13 protein-coding genes and 1 pseudogene are annotated in these 12,543 nt (G+C 58.5%); 10 read left to right on the plus strand and 4 right to left on the minus strand.

The window, feature by feature from the left end:
- Window positions 1-34: 34 nt before the first annotated feature.
- The 7 genes and pseudogenes from BW919_RS08155 to pcn form a co-directional block, all read left to right on the plus strand.
- Window positions 35-493, plus strand: a pseudogene (locus BW919_RS08155) (HTH domain-containing protein); the annotation flags it as partial.
- Window positions 465-1,484, plus strand: coding sequence for a hypothetical protein (locus BW919_RS06115; RefSeq protein ID WP_088336137.1), 1,020 nt, complete (start codon window positions 465-467; stop codon window positions 1,482-1,484). The pseudogene BW919_RS08155 and the gene BW919_RS06115, both read left to right, overlap by 29 nt.
- On the plus strand, window positions 1,465-2,427 hold the full coding sequence (locus tag BW919_RS06120; protein ID WP_232452868.1) for a radical SAM protein: 963 nt from the start codon (window positions 1,465-1,467) through the stop codon (window positions 2,425-2,427). The genes BW919_RS06115 and BW919_RS06120 overlap by 20 nt, the downstream gene beginning before the upstream one ends.
- An 86-nt stretch (window positions 2,428-2,513) precedes the next feature.
- Complete coding sequence (locus BW919_RS06125; RefSeq protein ID WP_088336139.1) at window positions 2,514-2,957, plus strand: NUDIX hydrolase; 444 nt, start codon at window positions 2,514-2,516, stop codon at window positions 2,955-2,957.
- Complete coding sequence (locus tag BW919_RS06130; RefSeq protein WP_088336140.1) at window positions 2,954-3,595, plus strand: hypothetical protein; 642 nt, start codon at window positions 2,954-2,956, stop codon at window positions 3,593-3,595. Before BW919_RS06125 ends, BW919_RS06130 begins: the two co-directional genes overlap by 4 nt.
- A complete protein-coding gene (locus BW919_RS07940; RefSeq protein ID WP_157666115.1) occupies window positions 3,558-3,737 on the plus strand; it encodes a hypothetical protein in 180 nt (59 codons plus the stop codon). Before BW919_RS06130 ends, BW919_RS07940 begins: the two co-directional genes overlap by 38 nt.
- 52 nt (window positions 3,738-3,789) lie before the next feature.
- Window positions 3,790-4,548, plus strand: a complete 759-nt coding sequence (pcn, locus tag BW919_RS06135) for a proliferating cell nuclear antigen (pcna) (protein ID WP_232452969.1) — start codon at window positions 3,790-3,792, stop codon at window positions 4,546-4,548.
- Between the two features lie 59 nt (window positions 4,549-4,607).
- Here the strand turns inward: pcn and BW919_RS06140 are convergent, their stop codons facing one another.
- Window positions 4,608-5,060 (minus strand): signal peptidase I, encoded by a 453-nt coding sequence (locus tag BW919_RS06140; RefSeq protein WP_157666117.1) that lies wholly within the window; start codon window positions 5,058-5,060, stop codon window positions 4,608-4,610.
- 181 nt (window positions 5,061-5,241) lie between these two features.
- Between BW919_RS06140 and BW919_RS06145 the strand changes: the two genes are divergently transcribed.
- The gene (locus tag BW919_RS06145) at window positions 5,242-6,192 is read left to right on the plus strand and encodes an ATPase domain-containing protein (RefSeq protein ID WP_088336143.1); all 951 of its coding nucleotides are present in this window, start codon (window positions 5,242-5,244) and stop codon (window positions 6,190-6,192) included.
- A gap of 75 nt (window positions 6,193-6,267) precedes the next feature.
- On the opposite strand, the gene BW919_RS06150 is transcribed toward BW919_RS06145, so the two are convergent.
- Entirely contained in the window at window positions 6,268-7,107 is an 840-nt protein-coding gene (locus tag BW919_RS06150; protein WP_088336144.1) for a ribonuclease Z, read from the minus strand.
- A gap of 499 nt (window positions 7,108-7,606) precedes the next feature.
- Here BW919_RS06150 and BW919_RS06155 point away from each other — a divergent pair, with 499 nt between their 5' ends.
- Window positions 7,607-10,339, plus strand: coding sequence for a DEAD/DEAH box helicase (locus BW919_RS06155; protein ID WP_088336145.1), 2,733 nt, complete (start codon window positions 7,607-7,609; stop codon window positions 10,337-10,339).
- Here BW919_RS06155 and BW919_RS06160 read toward each other — a convergent pair.
- Both BW919_RS06160 and cbiT read right to left on the minus strand, forming a co-directional pair.
- Window positions 10,336-11,298, minus strand: a complete 963-nt coding sequence (locus BW919_RS06160) for a hypothetical protein (RefSeq protein WP_088336146.1) — start codon at window positions 11,296-11,298, stop codon at window positions 10,336-10,338. The two genes, BW919_RS06155 and BW919_RS06160, sit on opposite strands and share 4 nt — an antisense overlap.
- A 6-nt stretch (window positions 11,299-11,304) precedes the next feature.
- Window positions 11,305-11,871: a precorrin-6Y C5,15-methyltransferase (decarboxylating) subunit CbiT gene (gene cbiT, locus BW919_RS06165; RefSeq protein WP_157666118.1), complete on the minus strand. Its 567-nt coding sequence runs from the start codon at window positions 11,869-11,871 to the stop codon at window positions 11,305-11,307.
- Between cbiT and BW919_RS06170 the strand changes: the two genes are divergently transcribed.
- Entirely contained in the window at window positions 11,864-12,526 is a 663-nt protein-coding gene (locus tag BW919_RS06170) for a precorrin-2 C(20)-methyltransferase (protein ID WP_157666119.1), read from the plus strand. The genes cbiT and BW919_RS06170 overlap by 8 nt on opposite strands.
- The last annotated feature ends 17 nt before the right edge of the window (window positions 12,527-12,543 follow it).

Below are 12,543 nucleotides of genomic sequence, written 5' to 3' on the forward strand. Positions count from 1 at the left end.
GGGGGTATCGGGATCGCGCCTTAGCGGCCGCGCCCGTGACATCTTGGAACTGGTGGTGAATAACTCCGGGATTACCGTCTCAGAGATCTCGAGACAGTTAGGACTCCATAGGAGTACGCTGGACCGATACATCAAGATCCTCAAAGATCTAGGACTCGTCGAGACTAAACCGGGGCGCGGGGGTGGTGTTTATCCGACCAAGGACGCCGTTCTTCTCGTGCGATCGGGTGGTAGAGTCACAATCGCCCGACGCGGCGGCGGTCATGCTAGGATATTGATCGAGGCAGAAGATCGGCCGGGATTACTCGCAGACGTCACCAACCGGTTGGCGAGCGCCGGCGTTAACATCTTAGAAACCGAGCTCAAGGTGGAGGATGGAATCGCCATCATGGAATTCGAAGCGGAGAACGTCGTTCATGAGGAAGTCCTTCAGGAACTCGATGGGCTGAAAGGTCTGATCCGCGTTGAAGTCGAACCGCGGGGGCGAAAGTAATCTGCCGCTCACTCCCTCCGAGGCGCTTCTGGAGATCTTAGGGGCGGCTAACGTCCTAGTTCCGAGATCGTACAAACCCGGGAGAGCTACAGGCCGCGCGGCGGTGAACAGGTTCGTACTGTACGCAGTCCGCAAGGGGCTAGGATTCGAGGCCGAAGAGAGACCCGTCAGAATCTACACCTCCTGGCGTGGGCTGTCGCTCGCGGTTCCCGGCGATGAGATTACCTCCGATTACCGGGCGACGCCGAGTGGTCAGGATGTACCTCCTGAAGAGCTCGCGGAAGCAGTACCGGACTACCCAGCCCGTCCACATTTCGTGGTAGACTACCGGTTCTGGGGTGAGCATTCCGACTTCGGCCGTACCAACCTGATACGTCAAACCGCCGTGACGGCTTCGACGCTCCGATTGTACCTTTCGGACCATCATATGAGCTTGGTCAACGTCACCCCCGAAGCCGAGGAGAGGTTCCTGAAGGCTTTTCCCTCCTTCGAGGGAGGGTTGTACAAGGACTGGGAGGACTTGATCGCCGAACTCAGTGTGGATAGAGTCATCCTCTTAGATCCCAACGCCGAGGAAGAACTCGACGAGAACGAAATACGGGAGGATACCGTCTTCGTACTGGGTGGGATCGTCGACGAGAATATGCGCGGATGGACTGCGAAGCTAGCTCCCGGCATCCCATGCGATGTCGAGCGACGTCGTATCACGCTCGGTGGTAGCATCGTCGGAGTTCCGGACAGGATCAACGCGCTCGTGGAGGCACTCTCTCGCGTAATCGTTGATGGTGAGTCACTGGAGCGGGCGATCCTACGGGTACAATCACCACGGTTTGCCAGACGACGTCTGAACATGGAACTGCGTAGGCTCGATGAGCTCACAGGGGAGGAGTTGCGCCGGCTGCGAGAAGTGGTTAACCTCCCGAAGCGTGAGATACTGCTCGAGGCGCGCCGCCGGGGGATCGAGCTGAAGGTTGACCTGCAGGATGACTGAGCTCGGGTACGGAAAGGCCGAGAGATGCGAGATCGGGGACAAACCCGCCTGTAAGGTCGGCTTACGCGATGGGAAGCGATTGATACACGACGCCCACCTGTCGCGACCCGAGCATTACTACTCCGTGTACCAGAGCTGCTGCAATTGGGAATGCTTGTTCTGTCATTCTTGGAAGTTCACGCAGCGTCCCGTAGGTACGTGGTGGAGCTCCGAGGACTTCGTCCGACACGCCCTGGAGTACCGCGAAACAGTCACAGTCTGGGAACCGCGGAGTCGCGCCACGTCGTTCCACGCTATAGATCTGTGCCTGGGATGTGGTCAATGTGTGACGCTAGATGAGAGGCCGGAGTGGTGTCCGGGCGAATTGGACCCGGATCAAGTAGTCCCCAGTCCCCAAGGGTGGGGGCCCGCGCGCAACATCGTGGCGTTCACGGGCGGTGACATCGTGTGTCGTCCCGAATTCTACGTTGAATCGATAAGGGGGCTCAAGTCCAAGACAGACGATCTCTGGGTTCTTCTCGAGACGAACGGGTTCGGATTGGTCCGAGAGAACGTGGAAGAGCTAGTCGCGGCTGGCTTAGACGCCGTCTGGCTCGATGTGAAGGCGTGGAAGGAAGACGTGCATCGAAAACTGACGGGGGCGACGAACCGCTATACCCTCGAGGCAATCGAGTTACTCGTCGAGCACGATGTGGTCCTCGAGGTGTGTACACTATACATTCCCGGCTACGTGGAGGCCGATCAGATCCTCAGAATCGCCGAGTACGTGGCGGACGTTGACCGGAACATTCCGTTCACGATCCTGGCATACTTCCCCGAGTACAAGCTCTCCGTGAGACCTCCAAAACGCTCTGAACTCGAGACAGCCGAGCGGTTGGCACGGGATGTGGCCGGACTGAAAAACGTGAAGATAGGCAACGAAGGCGTGGCCCTACCGGGTTAATTGGGAAACGCGTCCCAGGAAGGAATAAACGTAATCTGCTCCCCGACGAGTGTAGCCCCGACTAACGTGGGGGGTGTTCGAAGGGATTGTCCGAATCCGAGATCCGGTGTCCGTGCATCTGCAACGGGAAGTACCCGGCACCTGCGCTTACCGTGGACGGCATAGTAGCCTATCGTGAGGGCATCGTGCTAGTACGACGGGGAAAGAAACCCTTCAAGGGCAAGCTGGCGCTGCCCGGAGGATTCGTGGAGTGCGGTGAAACGGTAGAAGAAGCGGTGGCTCGTGAGGTTAGGGAGGAAACGGGGCTCAAGGTCCGGCCTGTCGAGTTGGTGGGAGTGTACTCGGACCCAGAGCGTGATCCGCGAGGTCACGTCGTATCGGTGTGCTTCAAATGTGAGGTGGTAGGGGGTGAGTTACGAGCGGGCTCGGACGCGGCGGATGTGAAGGTCGTAGACCCTTCGGACTTAACTCCCGACGACCTCGCGTTCGACCACTACGATATGCTTCGGGATGCGGGGATCGTGCGTTGAGGAGGGGGTTGAAGATAGTAGCTTACGTAGCCGGCGGTCTGCTTCTGTGTACGGTGTCCGCGAACGCACTATTCGGCATACGTGAGCCCCCTAGGTTCGCCGAGATCGACAACCCGAGCTTCGGAGACCGAGTATTTCTTGCGATTTCAGGCCTGGTGGTGGGCGTCATGGGGGTCAGTAGGGGCATCTGGGAACTGAGGAACGTCGAACGAGTTCGGGCGGCGCTCGGTCTCCTGAAGAAGGCCGAGCGTTACCTAGAGGAGGGTTCAGAGAGGATCCCGGCGAAGTACAACGCCGTGACTTACGCGCTGAGAGCTCTAAGATGTGTGAAAAACGCCGTCGGAATCCTGGAGGAGATTGAAGAGGAATTGGAGAGTCAGGAGAGAGAGCTGAAGGAAAAAAAGGAGAAAGAGGAAGAAAAGTCGGAAAAAGAGTGGAAGAAGGAGAAAGTCGAGAATCGGGGTAGTTCCGATGTACGAACCGCTGAAAGAGGGGACGGAATCGGGGACGAGGATAGTGACGGTGGGTGTAGTCGTGGGGACGGAACCGTTGACAGTGGACGACGGGAAGAGGATCGTGGAGTGTCCGACAGTGGGGAAAGTGAAGGTTCTGGACGAGCGAGGTGTGGAGATCGATGATCCGCCTGAGACAGGTGAGGTAGTGCGGGTCTTCGGTTCGATTACCGAGATCGGCGAGACCGTCAAGGTTGAGCCTCACGCGGTGCAGCGGCTGGGGATAGACCTGAAGTTGTGGAAGGACATCCGGGAGGTTTTGAGGTAAGAGTTTATCTCTTACATCGTTCGCGTCAGAATGCATTGGGGTGCTCAAGTTGGTGGAGTTCAGAGCCTACCAGGAGGAGGCTAGATACTTCAAGTACGCGTTCAACGCGGCGGGCAAGGTGGTCGAAGAGGCCCCCTTGATCGTGACGGAGAACGGGATCGTGTCTAGGGCGATGGACGCCTCTCACATCGCTATGGCCGTGCTAGAGATGCCCTGGGAGATGTTCGACGAGTACGAACCTCCGAGCGACGAGCTGATGTACGGTCTCGACATGGAGGAGGTGACACGGATAGTGCGGCGTGCGCGAGTTACGGACGAGATCACCTTGGAGGGTGAGGACGAAGATGAGGTGATAATAAAACTCGGATCCAGCGGCTACGAACGTGAGTTCAGGCTCCGGAGCATCGACGTCGATGACATTCCAGACGAGCCCGAGCTGGATTTCGCGGTCGAGGTTACCGTGGTGCCTGACTTCATCCAAGATGCCGTACGGGACGCAGATCTCGTCAGTGACACGGTCAAGGTCGGGGCGAAGGGTAACACGTTCTACTTCAAGGCAGAAGGAGAGCGTGGTCGCGTAATCCCGAAGGTCCAGGAAGGTGCGGAAGCGTTACTGACGTTCGAAGTCGAAGAGAATGTCGAGACCGCTTACCCGTTGGACTACTTGAAGGATATGATCCAGGCCGCTCAAGGTGCGGAGAGTGTTAGGATCAGGCTAGGTCAGGACATGCCTTTGGAAATGACATTCAGGATCGGTCCCGCAGGTGAAGGTAAGTTGACGTTTTACCTCGCGCCGAGAGTGGAGGAGTGAACTCTTCTTCCTTCTCGTCAGAATTCCGCATTGTCCGGGACAGGACTCTGGGCGGGGGGTTAGCCCCCGTACAGGTACCTGTCGATGAGCGCTTTCGGGTACCCTACGTATGGTATTCTGAGAACTACCTTACCGCTGATCTCCTTGGGCCGGATTGGGCACCATGGGTCGGGCAACGGGTTGTTGTCTCCCTTGGTGATGACACCTTCCGGTGTTTTGGCTATCACCCTGTGGACAATGGGAATCGGTTTCCCCGGCAGTCGGTATACGATGACGTCTCCGACTTTGATGTCCCGGTACGGGACCCCAACGACCAGGAGCACGTCGCCGACGTTGTAGTACGGATACATACTCTCGGAGATCACTGTAACCACCGGATCGGGCGTATCCAGTACGAATCCGAGCCCGTACCTAAAGCCGTACCCCAGGGCCACTCCTAGGACCACGTAGAAGATCGCGGCTTTCCAGCCCCTGAGTTCTCTCACTTTCCTCCAAGCCCTCTTGACGTCCAACGCGGACCACCCCATGGACCACCGAGACGGGTCGAGAAATAGCCACCGGACCGTGTGAAACCCTTACATACCGTTCCATTGCTGAAACTCTGCCACTTCAAACATATTTCATAGCTGATATCAATCGAAGATAAGCTTAATATCTCGCTCGAAGCTTACCGAGGTGTGAGGGGGTGATAACGTGGTCGAAGAGGACGTCGTCGAGATAACCTCGCGCTATCTGCGTAGGGATCCCGAAAAGATCGTCGAGATCTACGAGGCCCTCGGAATCGAGACGCTCTCGGATCTGGCCGCTGTCGATCCATCCACTATTTCGGACGCTTTCGGTGTGAAGGATAGTACAGCCAAGAAGATCGTCGCAGACGCCCGCGAGGAAGCCAGTAAGGGTATCATGGAAGCTAAGACCCTGGCGGATCTCCTGGAGGAAGAGAAGAAGCGTGACGTCATTCCCACGGGTATACAAGGTTTCGACGAGAGGATGGGTGGCGGACTGCCGACCGGCGTTATCGTCGGAATGTACGGACCGCCGGGTGCCGGTAAGTCACAGTTTGCCACTCAGGTGGCCGCGCACGCACTTAAGGAGGGAGAGTCGGTGCTCTACATCGACACCGAGAACGCCTTCCGACCGCAGCGTCTCTTAGAGATCGGAGGATTCAAAAAGGATGAACTGAAAGAAGTCTCCGATAGGTTCGTGCTGCGGCGCGTCATCGACGCTGCTGCGCTAAGACAGTACTTCGACGAGAAAGAGGGAGAGTTCATCAGCGAAGCTTACGAACTGACACCGAAGGTCGTAGTTATCGATTCCATATCACAGCCGTTCCGTCCGTACAGCGCCCGCGACAAGCTACCGGAGCGATCGCGGATGATCGCCCATATTTTGAACACACTGCTCAAGTACTGCACTGCTTACAACTCCCTCGGCATGGTCACCACCCACGTCCAGGCGAACCCGGATGCTTGGGGTAAGCGCTGGCAAGACGTGGCTCCAACGGTGCTCAAGCACATCGCCACGTATCGGTTCAGCATCGATTACAAGGGTAGGACTGAGCGGGTTATCACGCTCGAAGACGCCCCAGACAAGCCACCATTCGAGGTCGAAGTGGAGCTCACGGACCGTGGCTTAGTGGGTTAACCGCGCGATCCCCGGATGAGGATACAGCCGGGACCCCGAGGACCGATGCGGAGTGTGGCCGTAGCTGACGGGCCTTCACCTCCGCACACGCACTCTGAGCCCGTCGTGCGCTACGACTACCACTGGAAACACCTCTCGAGCCTCCTCCCTCATTCTTTCCGGATCTGCCTTAGTGGACAGGTGCGTCAACACCAGTAGGTCGACTCCCGCCTTTCGAGCGACCTCGGCAGCCTCTAAGTGGGTCGAGTGCGAGTATCTTACAGCTTCCTCCTTGTTTTCGAAGCATGCCTCGTGCACCAACACCTGACAACCGCGGACGTTCTCGGGGTTGGCCGGACGACCGTCTCCCTTCACGTATACGGATATCTTACCGGGTTTCGTCAGTGAGTAAGGGCGCTCACCACGTAAAAGTACTTCACGCCGCTTCCATGTGGGTACCTTCCGTATATACTTCGGATCCGCCTTCCCGGGTATCTTCGGTGTTTCGATCCGATAGTCAACCGTGGGAACCTCATGTTCCGACTCGTACACCAGCACCCGGAGGTCACCGATCTCCACCTCATCTCCCGGATTCACCTCCCGGTACTCAATCATCTCAAAGTCGGAAATGTCCAAAGTGGACTCAGAATCCGCGGCGGGACCGTAGACCCTCAACCTACGCCCGTGAAGAAGGTCCACGGTAGTCGCTAGGGGTAAGAGGCCCGCGACGTGATCGATGTGACAGTGGGTGAGCAGCACAGCGTCCACGTCGTAAATCGAGACACCTTGCTCCATAGCCTGACGCTGGGCGCCCTCCCCGCAGTCAATCAGGAGTTTAGTTCCGGAGAACTTCACCAACAGTCCCGGATGGTTCCGGTCCTTCGACGGGACAGCGCCGCCCGTTCCCAGAAAGTGCATCACCAGCTCACGGTCCACGACACATCCCCCGAACCTGTAGGGAAGACAAATCGATGTCCTCCTCCAGAAGCAGCGATTGATAAATCGTCTCAAAGTTCACTCCCTACATGGCCTTACCGTCGCTTTCATTACCCGCTCGGTCCTTCCTCGAAACGCCTCGCCCTCCGTTAGTTCTCGTAAAATGAATTGGCCGCGTAATCTGCGTAGAGCCGTTTAGCCTCCTCGTGTTGAAGAACTCTGAATCCCGAGCCTTGAGATACGCTGGCTCCATCCCGTAGACGCGGAAGACCGTCAACTACCCGGCGACTACAACCCGGTGCTCGGACCCTAGGATGCCGGCCTGTACAGAATCCAGGCTTCTTGGGGGTAAGTTTCCACCATCGACGATCGATCGAACCCCGAAGTCTCGCTGGAAATAGCGTTGCGGTTTCTGCATGACGTCTACCGAAGGCAACATGAGTCCGCCGTTCGGCTGGTATTGAGGGTTGCCGTACCGATTCGGTCGGGGTCAACGGCTATGACCGAAGGGTTCGAGGCGCTACCGGACGACGTACAGAGAGTGGTGTACTCGAGGTTTAAGGAGCCCACTCCACCCCAACGCGTAGCGATACCCGAGATTATTGACGGGAAGAACGTCTTGGTAATAGCCCCTACCAGCTCCGGCAAGACCGAGACCGCAGTGCTACCTGTATTCTCCATGGTACGTGAACTCGACGAGCCTGGAATCAAGGCGCTCTACATCACTCCGTTGCGGGCCCTTAACAGGGACATACTACGAAGGATTCGATGGTGGGGGGAAAAGCTGGGTCTCGAGGTCGCGGTGCGCCACGGCGACACCCCGCAGAGCGAGCGGAGGCGTCAGGCGGAGGACCCACCGGACGTACTGCTCACGACTCCCGAGACCCTCCAAGCTATACTACCGGGTAAGCGCATGCGTGAGCACCTCTCCCACGTACGTCACGTTATCGTGGATGAAGTTAACGAGCTCGCCATGGACAAGCGCGGTGTACAACTGACGCTCGGACTGGAACGACTCGCCGAAGTGGCGGGTGATTTCCAACGTATCGGCCTCTCCGCCGCAGTAGGCTCGCCCGACCGCGTGGGTAAGTTCCTCGTAGGTGATCGCGATGTCGAGGTGTTGGAGATCGAGGCCGAGCGTTACCTGGACGTTTCCGTAGCTCACCCGACCGGACCGCACGAGGTTAAGGAACGGCTGGAACTGATCCACGAACTGGCGAAGGAACGTGACTCCGTTCTCGTGTTCACCAATACCAGACAGATGGCCGAGCTACTCGCAACTCGTCTAAAAACTGAGTATGATGACGTTGAGGTGGAGATACATCACAGCTCAATATCGAGAGAGAAGCGCATGGAGGTCGAAAAAAGGTTCAAAAAAGGTGAGATCGACATCCTCGTATGCACCAGCTCACTGGAGCTCGGTATCGACATAGGTCACGTGGACTTGGTGATCCAGTACGGCTCGCCGCGTCAAGTAACACGACTCACGCAGCGAGTGGGGCGCGCGGGCCGTCGGCGTAAACGGGCTGAAGGTCTCGTGATAACGTCGAACCCCGACGATCTTGCGGAAGCTGCAGTGATATGTCGTCGGGCTCTGAAGGGATCTTTGGAGCCCACTGATATCCCTGAAGGTTGCTTGGACGTCCTCGCCCACCAGCTCGTGGGGTTGTGCCTGGACGGGCACCAAGTCACCATAGATTACACGCTGGAGGTGTTCAGACGCGCTTACCCATACCGCCACCTCGACGCTGAGACGCTCCGAGAGGTGGCCGAGTTCCTGGATGATATCGAGGTGCTCCGGGTGCGCGGTGACCGAGTGTACCGGACGAAGGACGCCTGGAAGTACTACTACTCGAACTTGAGCATGATCCCCGACGAGCGACACTACAGAGTGGTTACGGAGAACGGTGGACACGTTAGCGTCCTCGACGAGCCGTTCGTCCTCGAGTATTTAAAACCCGGTATCAAATTCATCTGCGCCGGTAGACCGTGGATCGTGCAGGACGTGGATCACGACCGCTACGAGGTGTTGGTGACGCCGGCCGAGGCTGTGGAGGGCGCCATACCCTCATGGGTTGGCGAGGAGATCCCCGTCCCGTACGAGGTGGCGCGCGAGGTGGGGGAAGGAATCGGGCGGGTCGAGGCGGCGCTGGAGGAGGGGTTCACCGAGGCCGTCGAGGTTGCGGCCGAAACCTTCGGTCTAGGACGTCGCGAGGCCAAGGTACTAGCCGACCTAGTCCGTAGACAGCGGGATCACTCATCGGTGCCGCTTCCAGGGAGGCCCGTCATCGAGGATCTGGGTGGGACCCTGGTTATCCACGTGTACGGTGGCACGAACCCCAACCGCACCCTGGAGAAGGTCCTCGGGACTCTGATCTCGGGACGTCTGGGGACGACGGTCAGAACGTACTCGACTCCGTACAAGATCGTGATCTCGGCGGAGAAGCGGGCGGGACTCGACGCGGACCTCCTAGTGGAGTGTTTGGAGACGCTGCCTTCCGACGAACGCGGGTTCCACACCCTCACGCTCAGAATCGTCGAGAAATCCGAGGTCTTCAAGCGTCGACTGGTGCATGTCCTGAAGCGCTTCGGCGCGATAGAGCCGGACGCCGACTACAGGGACGTCTCACCACGACGTCTACTGAAGGCGTTCAGGGGAACTCCCCCGTACTACGAGACAGTCTCGGAAGTTGAGCGGGATCTCGACACCTCCGTGGCGTTCCGACTGGTGAAGGAGTTGGAGGAGAAGGCGGAGATCGTTCGAGTGCGTGACCCTTCCCCATTCGCTGAGCACGTGTTGGAGGGACTCGGAGAGGTGGGGCGCGTGACCTCAGGACTCCTAGCCGCGCAGGTTGAGACACTCAAGCGGGATCTGGAACGACGCAAGCTGTGGCTCGGCTGCCCGAACTGCGGCTGGCGTGGTCGACGCTCCGTCAGGACCGTCAAGGAGGAGGGTCTTAAATGTCCCGACTGCGGCGCCACGTACCTGATCGCCGCCAAGACAGAGGAGGGCTTAGAAAAGCTGCTGAAGAACCCCGAGCGCGCCCAGCGGGTGGCCGATCTACTTGAGTCATACGGTGTCAAGGCTCTGGAAGCCCTCGCGGTGCCTGGTGTCGGGCCCGAGGCCGCGGCCAAGGTGCTCCGATCGACCGGCGGACGTGAGCCGCACTTCTATCGTGAGCTGCTGCAGGAGCGTCTCCGTTACCTCCGCACCCGTCGGTTCTGGAACTAGATCGGTAGGTAAGAGAGCCCGAGAAACGTCAGCAGAAGGAAGAACAATCCCGCAATCCCGACGGTCCCGATGAAAGGTACCGGTATCCCTATAGGAGGTGATGGGCCTTCCCCGCTCTCCACACCGTTCAGCGGTGTCCGTGTCTCAACGTCTCCCGTTACCGGTTCGTCGTAGCTGATTCGGGTTACACCGCCGAGATCCATGAACGGTTTGGAAACCGTGACGGCGACGGGATACCCTTCCAGAACGGCCTTCCACAGCTCTTCCGTGAACGCCACCAGGGAGTCGTCGGGTAGGCCGGTCAACAAGACGACCGTTAGGGTACGACCCAGCTTAGAGGACACGACAACCGTCAATGGGGAGATAGCGCCGGAGATTGCCGAGTACAACCTGTTCACGACCTCCACGGGCCCGAAGAACTCCAAGATTCCGGGGTGAAGGTTGGAAAGGAAGAGGTCGTAAGGGACTAGCAAAAGCCTCCCTACACTGCTCGTGGACTCGTCGTCCACGACGAAGTATCGACTAGATCCCTGTTGAACGACCCCTAGGACGAGTACCGCGTGGTACGCCGGAGGACGACTCAACAGCGAGACCACAGTTACCTCGAACACCTTCGAGATGGCATCCGGGCTCGCGATCGCCTGAAAGGCGTTGATGATGTCGAGGTTATCGTCGTCGTGTTCCCCCGTGGCCGAATTCTCGTACTGTAGTGGGGTCACGGGGTCTCCGTTCCACCATCCCATGGCGACGCCTAGGTTATACAAGTCCACAGCACACGCCTCCGCACACCAGATCCTGTCGACGCGCCCATCCCCGTCGATATCGGACCCAAAAGAGGTGTTCGGAGCGTCGAACTCCGGGTCCAAGTAGTAATGACCGGAGATGAATCCTCCCACTCGAGCGTGAGCGGGCGTCATCGCGATGGATACTGCGACTATTAGCACTAGGGTGGGCAACATTCGTGTTCACCTCTCGGGTTCGAAGAGCGCCAGATAGGACGTTCTCATCCTCGAGAACAGCGTCCCTCGTCGGAGGACCTTTCCTTCCCCCCACACCATGCATATGCAGGATCGTCGCCAGCCGTCGAGCGCCTTGACAGCCACGGAGAAGGTCTCGGGCGTGACAGCGTTTAGCAGTATCGCGCGTCGCACGCGCTCGGCGAGGGCGAGGAGAACTTCTTCTAGCCGCTCGGAACCGGATACGACGGCGGCATCCACCTTGCTCACATCCTCCAGGACCTCTGGGGCCCACCCGCGTACTATCTCTATACGATCCTTCAGGCAGAAGTCTCGAACGTTCCGCTCCAACGATCGGATCGCTTCCTCGTCTCCTTCCACCGCGTACACGCGGCCCAGAGGCCCTACCGCCCGGGCCAGCTCGAGGGTTAGCGAGCCCGACCCCGCGCCGATCTCGAGGATTCTCTCGCCCGGCCGCGGTCGAAGTACGGCTAGCACCGTCGCTTTCATCACCGGCTTGGTGGGGCCTGGGACACCCTCTATGATCAAGTCGGAGGGGTCTACGATATTGAACACTGGAGCACCCACCCTATACGGAGTGGGATTGGGCCCTGGGGATCCCGACCTGCTGACTCGTAAGGCGATTAAGATTATAAAGAAGGTACCTGTCGTGATGGTGCCCTTCGTAGGCTCGGAGAGTCGAGCCGCCAGGATAGTGCGTGCCGTCGACCCGGAAGCTACAGTGGTCGGTTACTACGCACCGATGACCAGAGACCCGGAGGAACATGACCGAGCGTACTCGAAGGCCGCTAAAACCCTGGCGAAACTGCTCGAGCGGTTTCACGAGGTGGCGGTCTGTAATCTCGGAGATCCTACCCTATACGCCACATTCTGGCACATCGTGGAGCGGATCCCGCTAAAGAACTTCGAGATAGAGCTGATCCCTGGGATTCCCGCGGGACTCCTTTGTGCGGCCCGCATTGGCCGTCCCTTAGCGATGGAGAGTGATAAGGTACTCATCTGTACTCGGGAACCGCCGGAAGACCTTGAAAGCACGGACACGGTGATACTCTATAAACCGACCCGGCGAGGCATCGAGAGGCTCCTCCGGAAGGGGTTCGAGGTCTACGCGTGCCGGGATCTGGGGTTCAAGGGAGAGCGAGTGGAGCGTGTAAGCGCGGCCGAGTTCGAGCCCAATTACCTGTGCACGATAGTCGCCCTCCGACCTTGAGGTGGCGGGGGCCGGAT

Origin of the sequence: Methanopyrus sp. KOL6 (assembly GCF_002201915.1) — an archaeon.
In the GTDB taxonomy this organism is placed as follows: Archaea; JAADCQ01; Methanopyri; order Methanopyrales; family Methanopyraceae; genus Methanopyrus.

What these genes read in the sequence shown, in the direction of transcription:
- BW919_RS06155 (WP_088336145.1), top strand. Translation starts at nt 7,607, where the DNA reads ATGACCGAAGGGTTCGAGGCGCTACCGGACGACGTACAGAGAGTGGTG.
- BW919_RS06160 (WP_088336146.1), bottom strand. Translation starts at nt 11,298, where the DNA reads ATGTTGCCCACCCTAGTGCTAATAGTCGCAGTATCCATCGCGATGACG.